Genomic DNA, 23533 nt, shown 5'->3' on the forward strand with positions numbered 1-23533 from the left:
GGGCGGTTGGCGCGATATGGATGAACCCATGAGCAGCAACGGGGGAGCCCGATCCGGGGCCGACGAGCCGACGAGTTTTGTACTGCAACCGCCGAACCGGCAGGCGCCGGTGCCGGGCAATCCCTATGCGACGCCGGCCGCGTCACCCACCCAGGTCGTGCCGTTCCAGTCGGCCCAGTCGGCCCAGGCGCCCGGGGACCCCGGTGCCGGGCGGCTCATCGCCGGGCGCTACCGGCTGCTGGCCAAGCTCGGGCATGGCGGCATGGGCACGGTGTGGCGGGCCAAGGACGAGACGGTGGACCGGGAGGTCGCCGTCAAGGAACCCCGCGTCCCAGAACATCTTCCCGAACGCGAACGCTCCAACGCCTTCGAGCGAATGCGCCGCGAAGCCCGGGCGGCGGCCCGGCTCGACCACCCGGCGGTGGTCGACGTGCACGACGTCGCGGTCGTGGAGGACCAGCCCTGGATCGTGATGGAGCTGGTGCGGGGCCGCTCGCTGGGCGACGCGCTCCAGGAGGGCACCCTGTCCGCGCGCGAGGCCGCCCGGATCGGCCTGGAGGTGCTCGGCGCGCTGGAGGCCGCGCACGCGGCGGGCATCCTGCACCGTGACGTGAAACCGGACAACGTGCTGCTCGGCCGCTACGACCGGGTCGTCCTCACGGACTTCGGGATCGCCCAGATCGAGGGCGAGACCAACCTGACCGACACGGGCGGTTTCGTCGGCTCGCCCGAATACATCGCGCCCGAGCGCGTACTGGGGCAGCGCCCGGGCCCGGCCAGCGACCTGTGGTCCCTCGGTGTGGTGCTCTACGCGGCGACGGAGGGCGTTTCGCCGTTCCGCCGCAGCAACACCCCGGCCACGCTCCAGTCCGTACTCAACGCCACGCCCGCGCCCCCGGCCTCCGCCCCGGGCCCGCTCGCCGAGGCCATCAACGGACTGCTGGACAAGGACCCGGCCCGCCGCCCGAACGCCGCGCAGGTGCGGGCCCTGCTGGAGGCGGCCGCGAACCCGCCCGTCGCCCGGCCCACACAGGCCATGCGGGCCACGGACCGGGGCGCCGGCGGCCCCGGCGTCCGGTTCGGCCGGAAGGCCTGGATGGGACTGGGCGCCGCGGTCGTCGCGGCGGCGGTGACGGCGTACCTGGTGATCGCGGAGCCGTTCGCCGGCCCGCTGCCCGAGGGCTGGGAGATCAAGCAGGAGAAGGACCTCGCCGCCTCGCTCGCCGTCCCCGCCGAGTACCAGCGGACCGTGCCCGACCGGAAGTCCGACCAGGACCACTGGGTCACGTACAGCGACTGGAGCGGCAGCGTCTGGATCCGCCTGAGCCTGGAGAAGAAGGCCGAGGACACCGGCGGCAACATCGCGGGCTCCGCGGCCGCCGAGATGTACGACGACGACACCCGGTTCAAGGAGAGCGGCAGTTACGAGCTGGACATGGACGAGGGACCGAAGAAGACGGAGCCCGGGACGACCACGTACCGGGACAGGAAGGCCGCCCGGAACACCGTCCCCTTCACGACCGACGACAGCGAGAACCCACGCCCCCGGGAGTGCCAGATCTTCTACTACCGGACCCCCGGCGGCGACATGTACAAACTCACCGTCAGCTACCCGCGCAAGAGCGACTTCACTTCCCGCGGACGCGAGGTGGCGAGCACGGCGATCGCGAATCTGGACATCGACAAGACCTGATTACGCCCCTGCAACTCAACCGGAAACGACCCGCGTCGACAAGGACGCACCCCGCGGGGTACTGATGGGGCATGAGCAACGACGGGGGCGGGACGGACGACGCCCAGGGCCGGCTGATCGGCGGGCGCTACCGGCTGGTCGAGCGCATCGGCTCCGGCGGCACGGGCACCGTCTGGCGGGCCCTCGACGAACTCACGCAGCGTGAAGTCGCCGTCAGGCAACCGCGGTTGCCGGGCGACCCGCAGGGCGGGAGGCACCGGCGGGCGGCCCACCGGCTCCACCGCGAGGCACGGGCCGCAGCCCGCGTCGACCATCCCTCCGCCGTCACCATCCACGACGTGGTCGTCGAGGCGGAGCAGCGCGACGAACACCCGGGTCCCGTGGGCCCCGACGAACTCGACGCGGCCGAGGCGCTCGACGGACTGCCGTGGATCGTCATGGAGCTGGTGCCCGGCGAGTCCCTCCGCGACATACTCCGGCGCGGACCGGTCGACGTGCCCGAAGCCGCCCGGATCGGACTCGCCGTGCTCGGTGCCCTGCGTGCCGCGCACGCGGTCGGCATCGTGCACCGGGACGTGAAGCCCGCCCATGTACTGCTCGGCCCGCACCGGCGCGTCGTCGTCACGGACTTCGGCATCGCCCATGTGCAGGGCGAGAACCTGCTCACCGCGAGCGGGGAGACCGCCGCCGGCCCGCCGGAGTTCGTCGCCCCCGAGCGGATGTCCGGCCGCATCGCCGGGCCCGCCTCCGACCTGTGGTCCCTGGGTGCCCTGTTGTACACGGCCGTCGAAGGCACATCCCCGTTCCTCCGAAGCACGCCGGAGGCCACGCTCGCCGCGCTCCTCGCCGCCGAGCCGCCCGAGCCGACTCGGGCCGGATCCCTCGGGCCGCTGATCGCACGGCTGCTGGTGCCGGACCCCGATCAGCGGCCGGACGCCGAGGAGGTCGCGAAGGAACTGGAGGCGGTGGCGGGGCCCGCGCCGGCCGAGGCCGCAGCGCGGACGGCCGAGCATCCACGGAAGCCGGACGACCGGACCGCAGCCCGGCCCGGCCCGGTGCCCGCCGCCGTGTCCACAACCGGGCTCGCCGTGCCTGCCGTCCAGCCCGCCCCTGCCCCCGCCTCCGCCGCCCCACCCATCCATGACACGCAGCAGCACCCCCTACCCCCCAAACGCCAGAGCCTCCTCCGCCCCGGCCCCCTCGCCCTGCTCTCCGCGCTGCTCGCCGGCGGCATAGGCGCCGTCACGCAGCTCGCCGAGACCAGCAGCGCGGAGAGCGCCGGGCAGGCCGCCGACGCGACCGACGTCTGGAGCCCGCACCCCGAGCCGGACATGGCGGCCGTTCTCCATCTGCCGCGCCACTACCGCCCGCTCGACCGGACCGGCAGTGCGGCCGACCAGCCCCGCACGGTGCTCTACGGCGACGGGCCGACCGGCACCATCCGGGTCCGTCTCCTCTTCTGGGACAGGGCTCCGGCCTCCCCGGCGGACCAGGCCGTCAAGACGGAGGAAACCGGGGGAGAGACCCGGTACACCCGCACCAGCGTCCAGGGCCACGAAGCCAGCCTCGCCGACACCGCGTACCGCCGGGGCGAGACCCCTCGGCGGCTCATGCGGCTGGTCATCCGCACCGATGACGACCGCATGTACGAACTGCGCGTCGACATGCCCAAGGGCACGCCCGAGGAGGAAGAGGGCACCTCGGTGTTCGAGGGGGCCCGGGACCGGCTCGGGATCGTAAAAGGCTGAATCACACGCGCCGGTCACCCACCACGTCCTGATCAGCGCGTTTGTTGCCAGCAGTCACTGGCGGCGTGTGTGCACTCGGTGAAGCCGTATTACCGACGGGTACCCAAAGGCTCCGTCCCGGCATACCCTGCGCCTCATGACGGACGCGCAGGCCGCCGAGAAGACGGCAGAGACCGGCACGGCACAGACCGGCACGAACCCCCTCGCCCCCGCCCCGGAGGGCGCCCGCACCGCCGCGGACGTGGTCACGCCGGAGCTGGTCGCCCAGCTCGCCAAGGGTGTGGCCGGTTCCGGCCGGACCGCCAACCACACGCCGTTCACCGGCGAGAAGCTGGCGGACCTCCCGGAGTCGACGCCCGAGGACGTGGCGGAGGCCTTCGAACGGGCCCGCGCCGCCCAGGCCGTGTGGGCCCAGACCCCCGTACGGCAGCGCGCCGCCGTCCTGTTGCGCTTCCACGACCTGGTGCTGGAGCGCCAGGCCGAGGTGCTCGACCTCATCCAGCTGGAGACCGGCAAGGCCCGGCTGCACGCCCACGAGGAGGTCCAGGCCGTCGCGGTCGCCGCCCGGCACTACGGCCGCAAGGCGCCCGCCTACCTGCGGCCCAAGCGGCACGCCGGCGCCATGCCGACCCTCACGAAGGTCACCGAACTGCGCCACCCGCGCGGTGTCGTGGGCCAGATCGCCCCCTGGAACTACCCCCTGGAGCTGTCGGTCGGCGACGCGCTCCCGGCCTTCGTCGCCGGCAACGCCGTCGTCATGAAGCCGGACACCGAGACCTGCCTGACCGCCCTGTGGGCCCGTGACCTGCTCATCGAGGCCGGGCTGCCCGCCGACGTCTTCCAGGTCGTCCTCGGCGACGGCCCCGTCGTCGGCCCCGAGGTCGTCCGGCACGCCGACTACGTCTCCTTCACCGGCTCCACCCGCACCGGCCGCGAGGTCGCCCAGGGTGCCGCCGCGCGGCTCGTCGGCGTCTCCCTCGAACTCGGCGGCAAGAACGCCATGCTGGTGCTGGAGGACGCCGACATCGAGAAGGCCGCGGCCGGAGCGGTCCGCGCCTGCTTCTCCTCCGCCGGCCAGCTCTGCATCTCCATCGAGCGGCTCTTCGTCCACGAGTCGATCGCGGACGCCTTCCTGGAGCGCTTCGCCGCCCGGACGAAGGCCATACGCCTGGGCACCTCCCTGGCGTACGGCGCCGACATGGGCTCCCTGGTCGGTGAACGCCAGCTGGAAACGGTCACGCGCCACGTCGAGGAAGCCGTCGCCAAGGGCGCGAAGGTCGTCGCGGGCGGTGTCGCGCGCCCGGACATCGGCCCCTACTTCTTCGAGCCCACGATCCTCGACGGGGTCGCCACGGACATGTCCGTCTGCGGTGAGGAGACCTTCGGCCCGGTCGTGTCGGTCTACCGCTTCACCGACGAGGACGAGGTCATCGAGCGCGCCAACGCCACGGCGTACGGCCTCAACTCCTCGGTCTGGACGAAGAACGGCCGCCGCGGCCAGGAGGTCGCCGCCCGCCTGCGCACCGGCACGGTCAACATCAACGAGGGCTACGCCCCCGCCTACGGCAGCGTCCAGTCCCCGATGGGCGGCATGAAGGACTCGGGCCTCGGCCGCCGCCACGGCTCCGAGGGCATCCTCAAGTACACCGAGGCCCAGACGGTCGCCCACCAGCGGGTGCTCCCCATGGCCCCCTCGCTGGGCATGGACGACGAGAAGTACGCCCAGTTCATGAGCCGCAGCCTCCGCCTGATGAAGGCGTTCAGGTTCCGGTAGACCACCCGCACTGCACACTCGAAGGGGAGACGGCACGTGCCTCAGGACGCTTACGACTACGACGTCATCGTCGTGGGTTCCGGATTCGGCGGCTCGGTGACCGCCCTGCGCCTCACCGAGAAGGGCTACCGCGTAGGCGTCCTGGAGGCCGGCCGGCGCTTCACCCGCGAGACCCTCCCCAAGAACTCCTGGGACCTCAAGAACTACCTCTGGGCCCCGAAGCTCGGCATGTACGGCATCCAGCGCATCCACCTCCTGGGCAACGTCATGGTCCTGGCCGGGGCGGGCGTCGGCGGCGGCTCCCTCAACTACGCCAACACCCTCTACGTCCCGCCGAAGCCGTTCTTCGAGGACCCCCAGTGGCGTGACATCACCAACTGGCAGGAGGAGCTGAAGCCGTACTACGACCAGGCCCGCCGCATGCTGGGCGTACGGCTCAACCCGACCATGACGCCCTCGGACGTCCATCTGAAGGCCGCCGCGGAGCGGATGGGCTGCGGCGACTCCTTCCACATGGCTCCGGTCGGCGTCTTCTTCGGCGACGGCGAGGACGCCGACGGCACGGTGCAGGCCAAGCCCGGCCAGGAGGTGCCCGACCCGTACTTCGGCGGCGCGGGCCCGTCCCGCAGGGCCTGCGCGGAGTGCGGCGAGTGCATGACCGGCTGCCGTCATGGCGCGAAGAACACCCTCAACGAGAACTACCTGCACCTCGCCGAGAAGGCCGGGGCGGTCGTCCACCCCATGACGACGGTCGTGTCGCTCACCGACGACTCGCGCGGCGGCTACGCCGTCGCCACCCTGCCCACCGACGACCGCGGCAAGAAGAAGGGCCGCACCTTCACGGCCCGCCGGGTCGTCCTCGCGGCAGGCACCTACGGCACGCAGACCCTGCTGCACCGCATGAAGGCGGGCGGCCAGCTGCCGCACCTCTCCGACAAGCTGGGGGAGCTGACCCGCACCAACTCCGAGGCCCTGGTAGGCGCCCAGACCGACGACCGGCGCTACCGCAAGGCGCACGGCGCGCCCAAGGCCGACTTCACGCGGGGCGTGGCCATCACGTCCTCCATCCACCCGGACGCGAACACCCACATCGAGCCGGTCCGCTACGGCAAGGGCTCCAACTCGATGGGCGGCCTGTCCATCCTCCAGGTCCCCTACGCCGGGACGAACTCGGGCGCCTCGCGGGTCCTGGGCTTCCTCGCCAACGCCGCGAAGCACCCGCTGCTGGTGCTGCGCTCCCTGTCGAACCGCCGCTGGTCGGAGCGGACCATCATCGGCCTGGTGATGCAGTCGCTGGACAACTCCCTGACGACCTACGTGAAACCGTCGGGTGTCGGCCGCGGCCTGCTCACCGCCCGCCAGGGCCACGGCGCCCCCAACCCCAAGCAGATCAAGGCCGCGACGGAGAGCGCGTCGGCGCTCGCCGCCGAGATCAACGGCTTCGCGGGCTCCAACGTCGGCGAACTGATGGGCACCCCGCTCACGGCCCACTTTCTCGGCGGCTGCCCCATCGGCGACTCCCGAGAGTCCGGCGTGATCGACCCGTACCACCGCCTCTACGGCCACCCCGGCATCTCCGTCGTCGATGGCGCCGCGGTCTCCGCCAACCTGGGCGTCAACCCGTCCCTCACCATCACCGCCCAGGCCGAGCGGGCGATGTCGTACTGGCCCAACAAGGGCGAGCCCGACCCCCGCCCCCAGCAGGGCACGGCCTACGAGCGGCTCCAGCCGGTCGAGCCGAAGTCCCCGGCGGTTCCGGCGGAGGCGTTCGGCGCGCTGCGGCTGCCGTTCCTCGGCATGCCGGCCGTACCGCCGAAGAACTGAGCGACCCGGCACAACAGAAGAGGGACCTGCGCCCCCCTCCGAGCGCAGGTCCCTCTTCTGCTTGGTGCTGCGGCCCGTCGGCCGCTATGGCTTACGCCTGCACGCCGGCCTTACGGCGACGGACGACGAAGATCGCGCCGGCACCGGCGACGACCGCGGCACCGCCGACCAGGCCGATCATCGGCAGGGCGGAGCTGGAGCCGGTCTCGGCGAGGCTGCCGGTGACCTCCGGCGTGTTGCCGCTCGGCTTCTCGTCGGTGACGGGCGCCTTGCCGCCTTCCTGCGGCTTGGTGCCACCGGTGTCCGTACCGGCCGAGACGATCTGGAACTTGTACGAGACGTCGCCGAAGCCGACGCACTCGGCGTCGTTGTCACCGTAGATCGTCGCGCCGAGCGAGAAGCCGGAGCCGACCGGGGCGGACTTGCTGACGTTGAGGCGCAGCGGGATGTTGACCTCGTAGTCGGGCTTCAGCTCGTCGGTGTAGCCGACGTAACCGACCGCGTAGCCGCCCTCGTTGAGGTCGACCCAGATCTTGTCCTGGGGGTCCCAGGCCTGGAGCTGGACCTGCTTGCTGGAGAACAGCTCCTCGCCGTTCTTGTCGGGGGAGGCCCCGGCGAAGAAGTCGAGGTCGTTCAGCGTGGAGTCGGAGTTGTTGGCCACGTTGAGCGAGAACTTGTGCCAGCCGCTGCCCGCCGCGATCTTGCCGGCCAGGCCGGTGATGCTGACGTCGACCTTGGTGTCCTCACACACGGAGGGCTCGGGGTCCGGGGACTCCGACTCCTCGGGCTCGGACGCGCTCGGCGCCGGGGAGGACTCGCTCGCGGACGCGCTCGGCGAGCTGGACGTCTCGGGAGCGGACTCGCTCACCGACGCGCTCGGAGTCGGCGTCGTCTCGGCGGGGGTGGACTCGGTCGCAGACGGCGAGCTGGACGTCTCGGGAGCGGACTCGCTCACCGACGCGCTCGGCGTGGGCGTCGTCTCGTCGGTCGCGTACGCGGCCGGTGCCGCGAGCAGTGCCACCGGGGCTATGACCGCCGTAGCGGCCGCTGCTGCCATGGCGCGGCGAAGCTTCATGAAGACCTCGGAAAGTCCGGCGTACCGCGGGATGCGGCACGAACGTTGGGGGAGGCCTCCGCGTGTGGGGCGCGGGAGTGGCCCTTGGTTCGGCAGGTTTGATCCGTGAAGCCTGTGAATGGTTGTGCTGGCACTCACAGAATTCTTATGTGGGCTGAGTCACACCAATGACTCTCTGGTAAAGGCTTGTGAAGGTGCTTTCCGCGCGCTTAGATCTTGGCTTCGTGTCTGAAAAGCCGTCCGACGATCAGCCGTCGGCCTCGGAGATCCCCGACGACGTCTGGGAGCAGTTCACCCGCGACACCGAGCGGGACATCCGTTCCTCCGCTCCCAAGGAGCCGTCCGCCCGGGCCCGCATGGTCGCCGAGCGGTTGCGTGAGCAGGACGCGCGGGGTGAGTTGCCGCCGGGGTGGCGTACCGGTCCCGCCTGGCAGGAGCTGAACGGGCGGGCCGCCCGGCGGCGCAAGCTGTGGGCGGTCCTGGGTGTGACGGCCACCGCCGCCGTGGTGCTGGTTGCGCTGAAGCCGTCGCTTCTGCCTGGTGACCCCTTCGGCACCGGGGAGTCCCATGCGGCCGAGGCCTCACCGCTGCCCGCCGAGTCGACGGCGCCCACCGCCGCGCCCGGAGCTTCGGACCCCGAAACCCCCACCCTGGACCGGCCGTTCGCCGGGTCCCCCGCCGAGCGCTGGGCCGACGGCGAGGCCGGCATCGTCCTGCCCGAGGCGAAGGCCGTCGGCGCGGTCTCCGAGGGCCGGGTGGAAGAGGCGCTGAAACTGACGAAGAGGCTGCTGGTGGGCGCCAACCTCGACCCGAAGACCGTACGCGGGGCCCGCCCCACGGCCGCGCTCTCCGTGCTCGACCCCAAGCAGCCCGAGCTCCTCGACGATCTCGACACCGGCCTGCGCTCCCCGAGCGAGAAGCACGACCCGGTGACGCTGTTCAGCCGCTTCGACCCCGACGAGGTGCGGCCGGCCGGCGATGTGATCAAGGCCCGGGGGCGCATGACGTTCAAGAAGGGCACGCAGGGGGGTGTGGCTGTGCGCGCCGACTACACCTTCGTCTACCCCGTCGTCCGGGCGGACGGCCCCACCGAGGTCACCCGCACCGTCGTGCGCCGGGTCCTCGACGTCGAACTCGCCGACCCCCGCCGCTACCAGGTCACCCCCGGCCGCCTGATCCTCATGAACTACGACCAGGAGATAGGCAACTCCTCCTGCTTCGTCAACGACGGCTACCTGCACCCGGAGTTCTCGTCGAGCAGGTCCGCGGGCCCGGACCCGAGCGGCCCGGCGACGGACCCGTACGACCGGAGCAAGCCCATCGAGCAGGGCAACGACGGTGATTGCGGGACGGTGACCCGCATCTGAGCAGAGCGAAGGGCCCCGCGGGGTGGAGCCGCGGGGCCCTTCTTCTCGTCAGCACCGACGTCAGGGCAGCGCCGGTGCCTGGAAGCGGCGCCGGGGGGGGGTGCGCCGCTGGTCTGTACCTCTGGCAGTGGGGCAATGCGGGGGTCCGCGGGGGGACTTGGACCGTGTAGGCATCGTGCTGGATGAACGCGGCGCCCGCAACCGTTTGACCCAGACTTGTGCATTTATGCAAGGTCCGCCGGCCGGCCCCGGGCGTCCCCGGGGCCGGCCGGTCTCTGGGTGACCGGGCTGCTGTCCCCTGCCGTCCGGTCACTTCCCTGGAGCGAGGTCCCACGACGCACGGCACGATCCGTGCGTCTCATCGCCCCAGTGAGCCACGCGTGGTTCTTTCGGGCCCGCGCCTGGCTGGCACGGACACCGGGACCAACGAGGCGGTACGGGGGCGGTCACGCGCCGTACGGGTGAGAGGGGTGCGTACGTCTGTCCCGGGAACAGGAACCCGGGCCCGGGGCTTCAGATTTTGCCGCGGCACAGCTCCAGCAGGGTCATCGCGAGCGCGGTGCCCGGCTTGCCCAGCGCCTCCCTGTAGTGGTCGAGCACATCCATCTCGCGGGACAGGTTCACGCGCCGGCCGCCGGAGGCGATCCGCGCCTCCTGGATGACGGCCGAGACCGCCACCCGTTCCTGGATCAGGCCGATGATCCGGTCGTCGAGAGCGTCGATCCGCTCGCGCGCGCCGGTGATCACGTCGGCGGCCTCGGGAGTGCGGGCGCCGGTCACGTCGATGGCGGTCATAGGGGGCTCCTCGTCGTCAGGGGCTGCCCCGGGGCGGCACGGCCCGGACGAACGCAGACGCCCCGGGCCTTTTCGGCCCGGGGCGCCTGGGAAGTCGCTTGTCAGTTGCTCAAGCAGCACGACCATGGCGTCCGGCGGGCCGGATGCCATAGGTAAAGACGAACGTCTGGTGCTTGAACATGGGGGCAAGTATGCACCCCCTCCGAGGGCCGTCCAAGCCGGTTCGCATCCTGAGACAGGGCTCCCTCCCGGCACGCGGAAGGAGCCCGGCGGCCCCCCGGTAGAATCGGGTGGCACAAGACCCCCGCCCCACCGCCGGAAGGCACCCCGTGTCATCAGCGACTCCCGCTGCCAACGCCGCCGACACCGTCCTGGTCGTCGACTTCGGCGCGCAGTACGCCCAGCTCATCGCCCGTCGTGTCCGCGAGGCGCGGGTCTACAGCGAGATCGTGCCGAGCACCATGCCGGTCCGGGAGATGCTCGCCAAGAACCCCGCGGCGATCATCCTCTCCGGCGGCCCCTCGTCGGTCTACGCGGAGGGCGCGCCCAGCCTGGACCGCGAGATCTTCGAGGCCGGCGTCCCCGTCTTCGGTATGTGCTACGGCTTCCAGCTGATGGCGAGCACCCTCGGCGGCACCGTCGACAACACCGGCGCCCGCGAGTACGGCCGCACCGATCTGCACGTCTCCAAGGTGTCCTCCACCCTCTTCGAGGGCACCCCCGCCGAGCAGCCCGTCTGGATGTCGCACGGCGACGCCTGCTCCGCCGCCCCCGAGGGCTTCTCCGTCACGGCCTCCACGGACGTCGTGCCGGTCGCCGCCTTCGAGAACGACGAGAAGAAGCTCTACGGCGTCCAGTACCACCCCGAGGTGATGCACTCCACGCACGGGCAGCAGGTGCTGGAGCACTTCCTCTACCGGGGCGCGGGCCTGACCCCGTCCTGGACGACGGGCAACGTCATCGAGGAGCAGGTCGCCGCCATCCGCGAGCAGGTCGGGGACAAGCGCGCCATCTGCGGTCTGTCCGGCGGCGTGGACTCCGCGGTCGCCGCGGCCCTCGTCCAGAAGGCCATCGGCTCCCAGCTGACCTGCGTGTACGTCGACCACGGCCTGATGCGCAAGGGCGAGACCGAGCAGGTCGAGAAGGACTTCGTGGCCGCGACCGGCGTGCAGCTGAAGGTCGTGGACGCCGAAGAGCGGTTCCTCAAGGCGCTGGCCGGGGTCTCCGACCCCGAGGAGAAGCGGAAGATTATCGGCCGCGAGTTCATCCGGGTCTTCGAGCAGGCCCAGGCCGAGATCATCGCCGACGAGGGCCCGGCCGTGGAGTTCCTCGTCCAGGGCACCCTCTACCCGGACGTCGTCGAGTCCGGCGGCGGCACCGGCACCGCCAACATCAAGTCCCACCACAACGTGGGCGGCCTGCCCGAGGACCTCGAGTTCCAGCTGATCGAGCCGCTGCGCAAGCTCTTCAAGGACGAGGTCCGCATGGTCGGCCAGGAGCTCGGCCTGCCGGAGGAGATCGTCCAGCGCCAGCCGTTCCCCGGCCCGGGTCTCGGCATCCGCATCGTCGGCGAGGTCACCAAGGAGCGCCTGGACCTGCTGCGCGAGGCCGACGCCATCGCCCGCGAGGAGCTGACGGCGGCCGGCCTCGACCGCGACATCTGGCAGTGCCCGGTGGTCCTGCTCGCCGACGTCCGCAGCGTCGGCGTCCAGGGCGACGGCCGCACCTACGGCCACCCCATCGTGCTGCGCCCCGTCTCGTCCGAGGACGCCATGACGGCCGACTGGTCGCGCCTGCCGTACGAGGTCCTGGCGAAGATTTCGACCCGGATCACCAACGAGGTCAAGGACGTCAACCGCGTCGTCCTCGACGTGACCTCGAAGCCCCCGGGGACGATCGAGTGGGAGTGACCTCCCTGCTTATGTGCGCTTGATCGTGCGCAGGGGCGCGCCGGGCGTCCAGACCTGGACGACGAGATACGCGTCGTCCTCGATGGAGGTCCGTACGACCTCCGTCAGCTCGGTGCGGAAGAGGTGGAACGGCTCCGGCGGCTCCACCTCTTCGACGTACCCGGCCTTGGTCTCCACGTCGTCGACCTCGATCGCCCGGCCACTGATCCGGACGTCGCCGCCGCCCATGCCCGTGCCCTCCCCGGGGTTCGCCTGGAGCGCGAAGCGCGGGTTGCGGCGCAGGTCGAGGGCTTTGAGCGAGCCCTGCATCAGGCCGAGCCACAGTTCGCCGTTCAGGAACCGCACCTCCAGGCCGCTGGTGCGGGGCGAACCGTCCTTACGGAGGGTGGCGAGGATGTGGTGGGTGTAGGCGCCGAAGCGCTTCTCGACGGTGCCGGCCAGATCCGGTTCGGCGGTGGCGAAAGCCGCCCAGTTCGCTGTCATGGGAAGAGTGTCGCGCCGAAACCCGACATCTTCTGTCGGCTATTCGTGGGGTTGGGGAGCCCGGGGGCACACGGACGGGCACAGGGTGCTCACAGGGGCGCTCGTGGCATCTTCACGAATCGCTCCTGTTCTTCCCGGCCTCACGGACGGTAACTTCCGCCCGTACGCAGAACCAGTGCTGGAGGACCTATGCACGGGCCCACGCCGCCCCTGCCGCTGCCCACCGACCGGCTGCGGTTCGCCATGCCGCCGATGCACGAGTCGGTCGAGGACGAGCGCCGGCACCGCAAGGAACGGCTCGCCGGCGCCCTGAGGATCTTCGGCCGGCTCGGCTTCGAGGACGGCGTCTCCGGGCACATCACCGCCCGCGACCCGGAATTCACCGACTGCTTCTGGGTCAACCCGTTCGGGATGCCCTTCCGGCACGTCACCGTGAGCGACCTCGTGCTCGCCAACCAGGACGGCCAGGTCGTCGAGGGCGGCTACCACGTCAACCAGGCGGCCTTCACCGTGCACGCCCAGGTCCACGCGGCCCGGCCGGACGTGGTCGCCGTCGCCCACTGCCACTCCGTGCACGGCCGTGCGCTCGCGGCCCTCGGCGAGCTGCTGGAGCCCATCACCCAGGAGAGCTGTGCCTTCTACGAGGATCACGCCCTCTACGACACCTACACCGGCGTCTCCGTCGACGCCGAGGAGGGGCGGCGCATCGCCGCTGTGCTCGGCTCCCGCAAGGCGCTCGTGCTGCGCAACCACGGGCTGCTGACCGTCGGCGACTCGGTGGACGCGGCGGCCTGGTGGTTCGTGTCGATGGAGCGCTCCTGCCAGGTGCAGCTGACGGCCCAGGCGGCCGGGCGACCGGTCCGCATCGATCACCGGATGGCGGTGGCGACACGCGAGCAGCTGGGCGGCGACCTGGTGGCGTGGATCAACTACCAGCCCATGTGGGAGGACGTCAGCCGGAGCGAGCCGGGTCTGCTGGGCTGACGCCGGTCTGCCGCGCCGGGTCAGAAGCCGCGCAGCACCACCGCCTTGGTCCTCGCGAACTCCTCGTCCGTGAGGACGCCGTCGCGGTGGAGCCGGCCCAGCTCGCGCAGTCGGCGCAGGAGGACGTCGTGGTGGTCGGCGGCCTGCGGTGGCACGGGGGCGCGGGCGGGGAATGCGCCGTTCTCGGTGGCGGTGGCGGTGGCGGTGCGCGTGGACGGGTGCGGCAGCCGGGCGGTGACGGCCGCCGCGACGAGCGCGGTGAGCAGGTCGCGGCGGGCGCTGCCCCACAGCTCCAGGGCGTACGGGTCCTTGTCCGGCGGAAGTTTCGAGAGCACCGTCTCGCGGGTCACGAAGCGCAGCGAACCGTCCTCGTGGCGGGTGTTCGGCAACCACTCGACCCGCACGAGGTCGCCCATGGTGATGATCCGCGGGCCGGTGGCGCGTTTGACCCGTTCGGAGTGTCGGCCCAGTCGATCCGTATCCGCGTGCCGTCGAAGGAGACCGTCCCGTCCGAGGTGCGTACCGAGACCGGAACCGGCGGGCCGGGCAGCAGGTAGGCCTCCGCCGGCCCCTTCGGGACCCGGTCGAGGAGCAGCGCGCGGCGGATCTCCTCGGCGACGTACTCGGCTGCCCCCGTCCGGTCGGCGGCCACCGTCAGCCGGTAGGGGTCGGCCGCGTCGGGCAGTCGCCCGCCGGTCGCCTGGAGCAGGGGGTCGACGCCCTCGCGCAGCCGCAACCGCAGCCGCCCGTGCCCGCGAACGGTTTCCAGGGCGACGCCGGAGACCGCTGTGAGCGGCACGGAGATCTCCCCGTACGTCCGCCGGAGAAGCGGCACGGAGCGGTGCAGGCCGGGCGTGATCCGGAGTGTGTCGCCGTCGAAGGCCCAGGTCCCGTCACGCTGGATGATCTCGGCCATAGGGGAATTCTCCCAGCCGGGTCAACACGGCACGCCGAACTTCACCCGTGTTGACCAGTCCGGGCCAACGGGAGCCGGGTGGTGTAGGGCACAATTCGCTGTCGTCGCACGGGAGTTGTACAGCGGTGTTTCCGGGGTCCGGAAGGCCGGCGGTGGTTGGGTCGCGGGAAGGCGGGCGTCGGGCGTGGCGGTGCGGGAGGCAGGACAGGGCGGCCCGGACGCGGGCGGGTACGCGCGTGCGGGGGCTTATGCCGAGGGATACGCCGGGAGTTACCCAGGTGGTCAGCCGGGCGGACCCGGAGGCGCTCACGGGGGCGGATGCGCCTGCGGGGACTGTCCGCACGGTGCGCGCGAGGGGCACCGGCGGGCCGTCGCCGCGTTCCTGCGCCGGCGTGACGAGTTCGCTGCCGGGCAGGGGCTGCCGGCCGCGGTGGCCCACTCCGCGTCGGCCTCCCGCCAGTGGGTCTCCGAGGAACTGGCGCAGTCCGCCGAACACGTCGCCGAGCGGGGGCGGGCCGAGGGGCAGGCCTGGCTGACGGGCCTGTGGCGGCGTACGGCGGGTGTCGTGTGGGCCGCCGTGGTGCTGTTGCTGCTCGGACAGGCCCTCACGGCGGTCGGTGCGGGCTGGACGGCGGCGCGTACGGCCGGGCTGGCCGCGGCCCTGGTGCTGGCCTCGTCGCTGACCGCCGCCTCGTGGTTCCACCGGGCGAAGGGCGGGGTGCTGGCGCCCGTGATCGGTGAGGACAACCGGCTGTCCACCTCCCGTACGGTCGCCGCGGCGTGGGTGCTGTTCGTGGCCTACTCGGTGCTCGTCCTCGCGGGGCGGCTGGCCGCCGCCTCCCGGCACCGGGAGCGGGACGCGCTGATCTCCGGGCTGGACCTCGCCCGGGGCGCCGGGATCGTGACCGTGCTCGCCGTGCTGTGCGGGATCGCCGTGCTCGTGCGGCGGGTGGTCGGGCTGCGGGTGCTGGGGCAACGGCTGCAGAAGGTGCGTGCCGACCGGCCCCGGGCCGCCGACCTGCTGACCGACGACGCCGGCCGGGGCACCTTCGCCGACATCCAGTACGTACTGATCAGCGGGGTCGCCCTGGTCTTCGCGGCGGTACGGCTGGCCAGGCGGCCGGAGCAGCTGCCGGATCTGCCGTGGGGGCTGGCGGTGGTGGTGCTCGTGTCGGCGGCGACCTATCTCGCCGGGAAGTACGCGGAGGGCGGCCGGCCGGTCATCCTCTCCGTGGTCCGGGCCCGGGAGGCGGGCGACCTGGACGGGCCCATCCGCACCGGGGACGACATCGAGATCCGTGGTGCGGGATTCGTGCCGCCGGGGGCGCAGGGGGCCGACCGGCTGTCCCGGATGGTCGTGCGCGTCGGCGCGGTGCACGTCCACGTGCCGTTGATCCCGGTTCCCGGAGGGTTCCGCAACCCCACGGACGACCTGCTGACCGTGCCGGTGCCGGCGGATGTCGAACCGGGGAGGGTCGAGGTGCAGGTCGTCACGGCGGCCGGGGTGGAGACGAACCGGTACGCGGTCGACGTGACGGAGTGAGCGACGGGCCCTCGGGGCCCCCGCCGCCACCCGGTACGACGAAACAAGCCGGTGACTCAGGATTGAGCGCGGTCCGTTTGTCGTACGTATCGTCTGTTGAGGGGCGGCACCGGCGAGAGGCGGCTAACAGCGATGACTCACGGTATGCGAACGGACACGCACTCCCCCCATTTCGGCACGGGGGGAGGCCTGCGGGACAACGCCACCCGCTATGCCCTGCTGCCCCTGCGCATCTTCCTCGGCGTCACCTTCATCTACGCCGGCCTGGACAAACTCACCGACAGCGCCTTCATGAAGGACGCCGGTGCCGGCTCGATCGGCGACATGATGCGTGCCGTACGCGACTCCTCCGCCATTCCCGCCCTGGTCGACCTCTCCCTGAAGAGCCCGGTCGGTTTCGGCTACGCCATGGCCTTCGGTGAACTCGCCGTCGGCATCGGAACGCTGCTCGGCCTCCTCGCCCGTCTGGCCGCACTCGGCGGCGCGCTGATCTCCCTCAGCCTGTGGCTGACCGTGAGCTGGGCCTCCGACCCGTACTACTACGGCAACGACCTCGCCTACCTCATGGCCTGGACCCCTCTGATCCTCGCGGGCGCGCCCCTGCTGTCCCTCGACGCCGCGCTACGGTCACGGCGACGGCAGCGGAGCGGCGGGTATCAGTAGCGGGCCGGTCACCGTCACGCCGGTTCCGCGCCCGTACGGCCCCTCTGGCGGCGGCGCCGTACGCGGCCGGTCAGGAACGCCACGGCGCCGGCGAGGCACAGCCCGCCCGTGACGAGGGGGATCACCACGAACCACGGGATATCCCAGGCGCCGGCCGCGTCACCGGCGTAGAGGACGCCCGCCAGCACGAGGACGAGGCCGGCGATCAGCTTTCCGGGCTGGAGTTCATGACGCAGCACGGGTCACCTCCGCCTGGCCCATGCCGACCCGGAGGTCCAGGTCGATGGTGCCGGACTTCTCGACGCCTTCGGCGGGAGAGAGGGTGATCTCCTTGTGCTGGTCCGGCTGCACGTCCACGTCCTTCGGGTCGTCGCCCGGCAGCTGGAGGTCTCCTATGCCCACCTCGACGTTCAGCCGCACGGTCACGTCCTCGGGCACGAGCACCTTGATCCTTCCCATGCCGACCTCCGCCCCTGTCGTGACCGTCTGCTTCCCGGACACGTCCAGCTTGCTCAGATCCAAGGTGCCGACGCCGGTGCCCAGGTCGTACCGCGTACGTACGTCCGCGACCGCGGCGGGCTGCCAGGTGGTGCGCGCCCAGTGGGTGTCGATGTCCTTGGGCAGGGCCGCCGCGCCGGCGAGCAGGCCGGCCGTGATGATCGCCAGGAAGACCGAGCCGGCGCCGGTCCGGCCCAGGAAGGCGCTGACGGCTATGCCCAGGCCCAGGACGGCGAGCGCACAGGCGAGGCCCGTCTGCAGGCTGGTGCCGAGCGGGTGGCCGTCCCATGTGCGGCTCGTGCCCAGGGCGCCCGCGAGCAGGGCCAGCAGGAAGACGGAGCCGCCGATCGAGCGCGGCCCGCGCGGCTGGGGCGGCCGGGGGCGCGGGGCGGGGATGTCCTCGCGGGCACCCGGCCGCGTACCGAGGCTGATGTTGAGGGCCGCGGCGATGTCCAGGTCGTGGGGGTCGCGGGGGCCCCACAGGTAGCCCGTGCCGCCGATGTGGGTGCCGTCCTTCACGATCGGGTCGCGCCACCAGGAAGGGGTGGTGAGGAACACCGGCGGCGCCTGGGGTTCCGGCGGGGCGTCGGCGACGGCCTGCGCGGCCAGGGGATCGGGGCTGGGGGCGCCGCGGTGGCGCGACCAGTAGCCGGCGCCCGCGAGGAGGAGGGAGAGGACGACGGCGAAGGTCAGCACCCCGCCGTTGTTCAGCATCGTCAGGAACACCCCACAGCCGACCAGCGCGAACAGCACGGCCGCCAGGGCCTGACCGTCGACCCGGCCGGTGAGCAGTTTGCGGACCTCGTTCTTCTCCTCGTCGTCGTACGGGACGAGGAGCCAGGCGAAGCCGTAGAAGAGCAGGCCGATGCCGCCGGTGGCGGAGAGCACCGCGAGGGTGATGCGGAAGATCACCGGGTCCATGTCGCACTGCCGTCCGAGCCCCGCGCAGACGCCGGCCAGGGTCTTGTGGCGGCGGTCGCGGCGGAACGCGTGGGGCGGCCCCGGTGGGACACCGTCTTCGGCGGGGGCGGCCGAGCCGGGGGCTCCTCCCTGCTCTCCCGCGTCCGCGCGCCCGGGCGCGGGACCCGCGGCGGGCGCGGCACCCTGCGGCCCGGCGCCCGGGGCGGGGCGCGGGCCGGGGCCGGGTCCCGGACCCGTCGCGGCGTGCTCGTGATCGGTCATGGGTCCATGGTGACGGGCGCGACGCCCCGGCGGGAGTCGGAACGACCCTGGCCGGACCCTGATATCGGCCCTGAGAGGCGGCTCGGGAAGCGTTCGAGGAGCGGCCCACGGAGATCAGGGGAGCCTCAGGGGCCGACCCTGATGCTCCGGCCTCCCGCACATGTGACCATCAATGGCATGTCGGAAGCCGCAGCAGCGCCACTCGCCGAACCGCGGCCGCCGCGCAAGCTCTACCGCAGCAGTGACGGACGCTGGCTCGGGGGCGCGGCGCGGGGCCTCGCCGGGCACCTCGGGCTGCCCGTGATCTGGGTACGGCTCGTCTTCGTCGGCCTGTTCATGGCCGACGGCCTCGGTGCGCTGCTGTACGCCGCGTTCTGGTTCTTCGTCCCGCTCGGCGTCGGCGGTGTCGAGGCACAGAAGCCGCCGTCGCCGCCGGCCGCGGAGACCTCGCCCGACGGCCGCCGCAGACGCGTCGCGCGCAGGCCCGACAAGGGCCAGATCGTGGCCCTGCTCCTCATGGTCGTGGTGGCCATGGTCTTCGTGGGCAACGTGAACCTCAGCGGGGGAGTAAGGGCGTACCTCTGGCCGACGGTGCTCGTCGGCGCGGGCGTCGCCCTGGTCTGGCGGCAGGCGGACAACGCCCGCCGGGCCCGCTGGGTCGAGGTCGGCCGCCGTCGGCGCACGGTCACGCTGCTGCGCTCGGTGGGCGGCGTGCTGCTGGTGACGGCCGGCGTCTCCGGCATCTTCGTCCTCCAGGGTTCCGCGGCCCACCTCGGCTCCGTCCTCCAGGCGGCCCTCGCGGTCCTCGTCGGCATAACGCTCCTCGCCGGGCCGTATCTGGTGCGCATGACGCAGGACCTCTCCGAGGAGCGTTTGATGCGCATCCGTGCCCAGGAGCGCGCGGAGGTCGCCGCCCATGTGCACGACTCGGTGCTGCACACCCTCACGCTCATCCAGCGCAACGCGGAGAACGCGAACGAGGTCCGCCGCCTGGCCCGTGCCCAGGAGCGCGACCTGCGCACCTGGCTCTACAAACCCGAAGGCACCGGCAAGGACGAGGCCGACGAACCCACCACCCTCGCCGACGCCGTGCGGCGCAACGCGGCCGAGGTGGAGGACAAGCACGGCGTGCCCATCGAGGTCGTGGTCGTCGGCGACTGCCCGCTCGACGAGAGGATCGCCGCACAGATGCAGGCCGCGCGGGAAGCAATGGTGAACGCCGCCAAGTACGGTGGCGAGGGCGGCGCCGTGCAGGTCTTCGCCGAGGTCGAGGGGAAGACGGTCTTCGTGTCCGTCCGGGACCGCGGCCCCGGCTTCGACCTCGACTCGATACCCGCCGACCGGATGGGTGTCAGGGAATCGATCATCGGCCGCATGGAGCGCAACGGCGGTACGGCGCGGCTGCGCGCGGTGCCGGACGGCGGCACGGAGGTCGAGCTGGAAATGGAGAGGGCGGAGAAGACGTCATGAGCGACCCGACCGAGGCGAACGGTACGGCGGGACCGGCGGAGGCGGCCGGCGGACCGGGGCGCCGTGTGCGCGTGGTCCTCGTGGACGACCACCGTATGTTCCGTACGGGGGTCCAGGCCGAGATCGGGCAGACCGAGCAGACCGGTGTCGAGGTCGTCGGCGAGGCCGCGGACGTCGACCAAGCGGTCACGGTGATCACCGCGACCCGGCCCGAGGTGGTCCTCCTCGACGTGCACCTGCCGGGCGGTGGCGGCGTCGAAGTGCTGCGCCGCTGTGCCCCGTTGATGGGCGACACCGAGCAGCCGGTCCGTTTCCTGGCGCTGTCCGTGTCGGACGCGGCGGAGGACGTGATCGGCGTGATCCGCGGCGGCGCCCGCGGGTACGTCACCAAGACGATCACCGGCACGGACCTCGTGAACTCCATCTTCCGTGTCCAGGAGGGCGACGCCGTCTTCTCGCCCCGGCTGGCCGGGTTCGTCCTGGACGCCTTCGCCTCCACGGACGCACCGCCGGTCGACGAGGACCTGGACCGCCTGACCCAGCGCGAACGCGAGGTGCTGCGGCTCATCGCCCGGGGCTACGCGTACAAGGAGATCGCCAAGCAGTTGTACATCTCCGTGAAGACCGTCGAGTCGCACGTCTCGGCGGTCCTGCGCAAGCTCCAGCTCTCCAACCGGCACGAGCTGACGCGCTGGGCGACGGCTCGCCGGCTCGTCTGACCGGCGGCGCTCACACCACCCGCGTCGCTCCCGCGTACGGCATCTCGTCGAGCGGGGCGACGCGTACCGGCGCCGAGGGGTTCGGGGCGTGGATCATGCGGCCGTTGCCCACGTAGATGCCGACATGGCTGATGCCGGCGTAGAAGAAGACGAGGTCACCCGGGAGCAGTTCGGAGCGGGAGACGCGGCGGCCCGCGGCGATCTGGGAGTACGTCGTGCGGGGCAGGGAGACGCCGGCGGCGCGGTACGCGGCCTGGACGAGGCCCGAGCAGTCGAAGGCGTTCGGGCCGGTGGCGCCCCAGACGTAGGGGCTGCCGAGCTTCTGGTAGGCGTAGGAGACGGCGGCGGCCGCGCGGGAGTCGGTCGCCTGGGACAAGGCGGAGCCGGGGGCCGCGAGGGTGTCCCGTGCGCCCGTCGAGCGCGAGGCGCGGTCCTGCGACGCGCCGGGCAGGGAACGTTCCTGCGGGCCGAGCCGGGACAGCAGCTGCCGTGCCGAGCCGAGCTTGCCGGTGATCGTCTTCTTGTGCTGCTTCAACTCCGCCCGGCGTGACTTCAGGGACGTCAGCTCGATGTGGGCGGCCCCGCGCAGCTGCTCGATCTCCCGGAGCTGCTTGCGTACACCGGCGACGGCGGCGTTCTGCCGACTGCCGGCCCGCTCGACGAACTCGGCGTTCTCCAGGTACCGGTCGGGATCGTCGGAGAGGGCGAGCTGTACCGCGGGGTCGAGGCCGCCGGCGCGGTACTGCGCGGCGGCGACCGAACCCAGCGCATCGCGGGCGGAGTTGAGCCGTTCCTCCTTGCGAGCCGCTTGGTCCTGGAGGCTTTTCAGCCGCTGCCCGGCCGCTTCGGCCTTCTCCTTCGCGCCGTTGTACTTCTCGGTGGCGACCTCCGCCTCCTGGTACAGCTTGTCCACCTTGGCCTTGACCTGGCCGGGGGTGAGCTGTGGTTCGGCGTGTCCGGTTCCGTCGAGACCCGTCGCCGTCGCCGCGCCCGCGAGGGCGATCGTCACGGCCGTACGGGCCTTGCCGCCACCCATCGAGCGCTGTCGGGGCTTGCGGTGCGCTGCCACCTGGAGGCCACGTCCTTTCCTCGACCGCCGACGGGTGCGTGCGGCCGCCGGGGGAGCGGACGGGCGGCCTGCGCGTCCGGCGACGGCCCGCACAGGGGGAGCGGATCGCCGCCGGACTTTTCGGCGGTGGTGTCCGACTGCCGCCCCTGGCCCGGGCGGCGGTGGGGAGCCGGGCACCTGGTGGAGGACGCTAAACGTCACCGTGACGGGGCGGTGGCAGGTGTGCGGAAGTGTCTTGAGAGGACCGGCGGTGACCGTATGCGACCGTGGTCCCATCTCGACGCCGTCGACTTCACTCAGCGTGATGACCGATGTGCCGAATCATGAGTGAGTGACCGTGATCGGGTGCTATGGGGCGCATATATGCATCACTGGGCCGGTGTCGGACGGTCTCGGGGCCCTGATTAGGCTCCGGCCTCATGGACGTACTCATCCACCTCTTCGTCGGCCTCCACATCATCGGCATCGCCTCGCTCCTGGGCGGTTTCCTCACCCAGATGAAGGCGATGGGCGAGGGTATCGCCCGCTACACCCCCGCGATGCTGCACGGCGCGCTCACGATGCTGGTCACCGGTGTGATCCTGGTCGGCCTCAACCAGGCCGACGACCAGTCCGTGAACAACATCAAGATCGGCGTGAAGCTGGCCCTGCTGATCGTGATCCTCGGCCTGGTCTATGTGAAGCGGGACGACGAGAAGGTGGACAAGGGCCTCTTCGGTCTGGTCGGTCTGCTGACGACGGCGAACATCTTCATCGCCGTGCTCTGGACCTGACCCGGGAGCGCCGGGTGCCGGCCCGGGCCGAGGTGACCGCCCAGGCGGTGCACCCGAGCCACGCGGCCACCGCGGCCCACAGCAGCACCTCTCCGGCGGCGTCGAGCCAGGGGACGTCCAGGGCGGCGGCGACCGCCAGAGTGGCGGCGGCCGTCACCGCCGCGGCGAACACGGTCGCCCAGCGCCGCACGTCGTAGTGGTGGCGGGGCCAGAAGAGCTCGGCGAGAAGCAGGGCGACGCAGGCGATCAGCGCGAGCACGAGCAGCGTGACGGCCGTCGTGCGCAGGGCATCGGTGTTCTCCTCGTTCCACAGATACAGGCGCGCGCTGTCGGCGCTGAGGAGTCTCGCCCCGGCCAGTGCGGAGACGGCGAGAGCGCCCGCCGCGAGCCAGTGGTCCCCGCCCCCCTCCTCCACCTGCCGGGGCTGGAAGCGGAACAGGGCGAAGCCGTAGAGCGCGAGGCCCAGCCAGAACAGCACCAGGGCCGCGTGGGCGAGCCAGGCCGACGCATCGGCCGCTGCGAGCGTGGCGCCGAGCACGGCGAGCCCCTGGGTGGCCACGCAGCGCAGGAACACCGTGCCGCGCCGCCCCCCGGCCTCCGCGGTGAGCAGCACTGCCCAGAGCAGCATCGCGAGCGCCAGCAGCGCCTCGGCGAGAGGCTGCAGGCCGGCCGCGGAGAAGCCGGTGCCGAGGACGGCGGTCGCCGCCACGGCCGTGAGCGCGGCCGGCGTCTGCGCCCGCCACCCGCCGCGTGCCCGTTGGGCGAGGCCCGCGGCCGCCACCAGCCAGGCCGCGCAGGCCAGGGCGAGGGCGAGGTGGGAAAGGACCTCGTACCCCGCCGAGTCGAGACCGACCGACACGATGCCGGTCGCCAGCGCGTACGCCGACCACCAGGTGGCAAATAGGGAGGGACCGGACATGGTGCCGATGCTAGAGAGCGTCGCACCCGTTACGAGAGGGGCACGCGCGCGTGCCCCTCGAAAGGCGTGACGAGACTGCACACGCGCGTGCCTCGATCCAAGACGCAAGGAATCCGATGGCCTACGAC

The 23533-nt window shown here is 72.0% G+C and carries 19 protein-coding genes and 1 pseudogene; 12 read left to right on the plus strand and 8 right to left on the minus strand.

From position 1 onward, the window contains the following. Positions 1-28: 28 nt before the first annotated feature. The 4 genes from A4E84_RS24665 (at position 29) to A4E84_RS24680 (ending at position 7039) form a co-directional block, all read left to right on the plus strand. Positions 29-1693 carry a serine/threonine-protein kinase gene (locus A4E84_RS24665; protein WP_062928636.1) on the plus strand — a complete coding sequence of 555 codons (1665 nt, stop codon included), beginning with the start codon at positions 29-31 and terminating at the stop codon, positions 1691-1693. Positions 1694-1764: 71 nt separating this feature from the next. Further along, complete coding sequence (locus A4E84_RS24670) at positions 1765-3441, plus strand: serine/threonine-protein kinase (RefSeq protein ID WP_062928637.1); 1677 nt, start codon at positions 1765-1767, stop codon at positions 3439-3441. Between the two features lie 136 nt (positions 3442-3577). Then, entirely contained in the window at positions 3578-5215 is a 1638-nt protein-coding gene (locus A4E84_RS24675; RefSeq protein ID WP_062928638.1) for a succinic semialdehyde dehydrogenase, read from the plus strand. 36 nt (positions 5216-5251) lie between these two features. Continuing rightward, positions 5252-7039 carry a GMC family oxidoreductase N-terminal domain-containing protein gene (locus A4E84_RS24680; RefSeq protein ID WP_062928639.1) on the plus strand — a complete coding sequence of 596 codons (1788 nt, stop codon included), beginning with the start codon at positions 5252-5254 and terminating at the stop codon, positions 7037-7039. Between the two features lie 91 nt (positions 7040-7130). Here the strand turns inward: A4E84_RS24680 and A4E84_RS24685 are convergent, their stop codons facing one another. Next, positions 7131-8114, minus strand: coding sequence for an LAETG motif-containing sortase-dependent surface protein (locus A4E84_RS24685; RefSeq protein ID WP_062928640.1), 984 nt, complete (start codon positions 8112-8114; stop codon positions 7131-7133). Positions 8115-8338: 224 nt separating this feature from the next. Between A4E84_RS24685 and A4E84_RS24690 the strand changes: the two genes are divergently transcribed. Beyond that, the gene (locus A4E84_RS24690) at positions 8339-9481 is read left to right on the plus strand and encodes a hypothetical protein (RefSeq protein WP_062928641.1); all 1143 of its coding nucleotides are present in this window, start codon (positions 8339-8341) and stop codon (positions 9479-9481) included. Positions 9482-9994: 513 nt separating this feature from the next. Here the strand turns inward: A4E84_RS24690 and A4E84_RS24695 are convergent. Beyond that, positions 9995-10612, minus strand: a complete 618-nt coding sequence (locus A4E84_RS24695) for a chorismate mutase (RefSeq protein ID WP_335340835.1) — start codon at positions 10610-10612, stop codon at positions 9995-9997. Between A4E84_RS24695 and guaA the strand changes: the two genes are divergently transcribed. Beyond that, the gene (gene guaA, locus A4E84_RS24700) at positions 10606-12186 is read left to right on the plus strand and encodes a glutamine-hydrolyzing GMP synthase (protein WP_062928643.1); all 1581 of its coding nucleotides are present in this window, start codon (positions 10606-10608) and stop codon (positions 12184-12186) included. The two genes, A4E84_RS24695 and guaA, sit on opposite strands and share 7 nt — an antisense overlap. Before the next feature lie 9 nt (positions 12187-12195). Here guaA and A4E84_RS24705 read toward each other — a convergent pair whose 3' ends face one another. Continuing rightward, positions 12196-12669, minus strand: a complete 474-nt coding sequence (locus tag A4E84_RS24705) for a pyridoxamine 5'-phosphate oxidase family protein (RefSeq protein ID WP_062928644.1) — start codon at positions 12667-12669, stop codon at positions 12196-12198. A gap of 189 nt (positions 12670-12858) precedes the next feature. Between A4E84_RS24705 and A4E84_RS24710 the strand changes: the two genes are divergently transcribed. Further along, entirely contained in the window at positions 12859-13653 is a 795-nt protein-coding gene (locus tag A4E84_RS24710; RefSeq protein WP_062928645.1) for a class II aldolase/adducin family protein, read from the plus strand. Between the two features lie 20 nt (positions 13654-13673). Here the strand turns inward: A4E84_RS24710 and A4E84_RS24715 are convergent. Beyond that, positions 13674-14569, minus strand: a pseudogene (locus A4E84_RS24715) (DUF4429 domain-containing protein). Between the two features lie 184 nt (positions 14570-14753). On the opposite strand from A4E84_RS24715, the gene A4E84_RS24720 reads away from it, so the two are divergent. Together A4E84_RS24720 and A4E84_RS24725 are read left to right on the plus strand one after the other, a co-directional pair. Continuing rightward, positions 14754-16112 (plus strand): hypothetical protein, encoded by a 1359-nt coding sequence (locus A4E84_RS24720; protein ID WP_079129396.1) that lies wholly within the window; start codon positions 14754-14756, stop codon positions 16110-16112. 132 nt (positions 16113-16244) lie between these two features. After that, entirely contained in the window at positions 16245-16775 is a 531-nt protein-coding gene (locus A4E84_RS24725; protein WP_062928646.1) for a DoxX family membrane protein, read from the plus strand. Between the two features lie 14 nt (positions 16776-16789). Here the strand turns inward: A4E84_RS24725 and A4E84_RS24730 are convergent, their stop codons facing one another. Together A4E84_RS24730 and A4E84_RS24735 are read right to left on the minus strand one after the other, a co-directional pair. Continuing rightward, positions 16790-17014, minus strand: a complete 225-nt coding sequence (locus A4E84_RS24730; RefSeq protein WP_062928647.1) for a hypothetical protein — start codon at positions 17012-17014, stop codon at positions 16790-16792. Further along, positions 17001-18455 (minus strand): PspC domain-containing protein, encoded by a 1455-nt coding sequence (locus A4E84_RS24735; protein WP_062928648.1) that lies wholly within the window; start codon positions 18453-18455, stop codon positions 17001-17003. The genes A4E84_RS24730 and A4E84_RS24735 overlap by 14 nt, the downstream gene beginning before the upstream one ends. A gap of 177 nt (positions 18456-18632) precedes the next feature. Here A4E84_RS24735 and A4E84_RS24740 point away from each other — a divergent pair, with 177 nt between their 5' ends. Both A4E84_RS24740 and A4E84_RS24745 read left to right on the plus strand, forming a co-directional pair. Then, positions 18633-19925: an ATP-binding protein gene (locus A4E84_RS24740; protein WP_062928649.1), complete on the plus strand. Its 1293-nt coding sequence runs from the start codon at positions 18633-18635 to the stop codon at positions 19923-19925. Then, positions 19922-20644 (plus strand): LuxR C-terminal-related transcriptional regulator, encoded by a 723-nt coding sequence (locus A4E84_RS24745; protein ID WP_062928650.1) that lies wholly within the window; start codon positions 19922-19924, stop codon positions 20642-20644. Before A4E84_RS24740 ends, A4E84_RS24745 begins: the two co-directional genes overlap by 4 nt. Positions 20645-20654: 10 nt before the next feature. Here A4E84_RS24745 and A4E84_RS24750 read toward each other — a convergent pair whose 3' ends face one another. Beyond that, positions 20655-21713, minus strand: coding sequence for a C40 family peptidase (locus A4E84_RS24750; RefSeq protein ID WP_062928651.1), 1059 nt, complete (start codon positions 21711-21713; stop codon positions 20655-20657). Between the two features lie 419 nt (positions 21714-22132). On the opposite strand from A4E84_RS24750, the gene A4E84_RS24755 reads away from it, so the two are divergent. Then, a complete protein-coding gene (locus A4E84_RS24755; protein ID WP_062928652.1) occupies positions 22133-22486 on the plus strand; it encodes a hypothetical protein in 354 nt (117 codons plus the stop codon). Here the strand turns inward: A4E84_RS24755 and A4E84_RS24760 are convergent. Continuing rightward, entirely contained in the window at positions 22464-23405 is a 942-nt protein-coding gene (locus A4E84_RS24760; protein WP_062928653.1) for an SLAC1 family transporter, read from the minus strand. The genes A4E84_RS24755 and A4E84_RS24760 overlap by 23 nt on opposite strands. Positions 23406-23533 lie beyond the last annotated feature (128 nt).

The organism is Streptomyces qaidamensis (assembly GCF_001611795.1).
Taxonomy (GTDB): domain Bacteria; phylum Actinomycetota; class Actinomycetes; order Streptomycetales; family Streptomycetaceae; genus Streptomyces; species Streptomyces qaidamensis.

Excerpts from the sequence above, each read along its gene's own strand:
- A4E84_RS24670 (WP_062928637.1), top strand. The coding sequence starts at position 1,765 with ATGAGCAACGACGGGGGCGGGACGGACGACGCCCAGGGCCGGCTGATC.
- A4E84_RS24725 (WP_062928646.1), top strand. The coding sequence starts at position 16,245 with ATGACTCACGGTATGCGAACGGACACGCACTCCCCCCATTTCGGCACG.
- A4E84_RS24675 (WP_062928638.1), top strand. The coding sequence starts at position 3,578 with ATGACGGACGCGCAGGCCGCCGAGAAGACGGCAGAGACCGGCACGGCA.
- A4E84_RS24685 (WP_062928640.1), bottom strand. The coding sequence starts at position 8,114 with ATGAAGCTTCGCCGCGCCATGGCAGCAGCGGCCGCTACGGCGGTCATA.
- A4E84_RS24695 (WP_335340835.1), bottom strand. The coding sequence starts at position 10,612 with ATGACACGGGGTGCCTTCCGGCGGTGGGGCGGGGGTCTTGTGCCACCC.
- A4E84_RS24760 (WP_062928653.1), bottom strand. The coding sequence starts at position 23,405 with ATGTCCGGTCCCTCCCTATTTGCCACCTGGTGGTCGGCGTACGCGCTG.
- A4E84_RS24755 (WP_062928652.1), top strand. The coding sequence starts at position 22,133 with ATGGACGTACTCATCCACCTCTTCGTCGGCCTCCACATCATCGGCATC.
- A4E84_RS24745 (WP_062928650.1), top strand. The coding sequence starts at position 19,922 with ATGAGCGACCCGACCGAGGCGAACGGTACGGCGGGACCGGCGGAGGCG.
- A4E84_RS24735 (WP_062928648.1), bottom strand. The coding sequence starts at position 18,455 with ATGACCGATCACGAGCACGCCGCGACGGGTCCGGGACCCGGCCCCGGC.
- A4E84_RS24710 (WP_062928645.1), top strand. The coding sequence starts at position 12,859 with ATGCACGGGCCCACGCCGCCCCTGCCGCTGCCCACCGACCGGCTGCGG.
- A4E84_RS24665 (WP_062928636.1), top strand. The coding sequence starts at position 29 with ATGAGCAGCAACGGGGGAGCCCGATCCGGGGCCGACGAGCCGACGAGT.
- A4E84_RS24705 (WP_062928644.1), bottom strand. The coding sequence starts at position 12,669 with ATGACAGCGAACTGGGCGGCTTTCGCCACCGCCGAACCGGATCTGGCC.
- A4E84_RS24740 (WP_062928649.1), top strand. The coding sequence starts at position 18,633 with ATGTCGGAAGCCGCAGCAGCGCCACTCGCCGAACCGCGGCCGCCGCGC.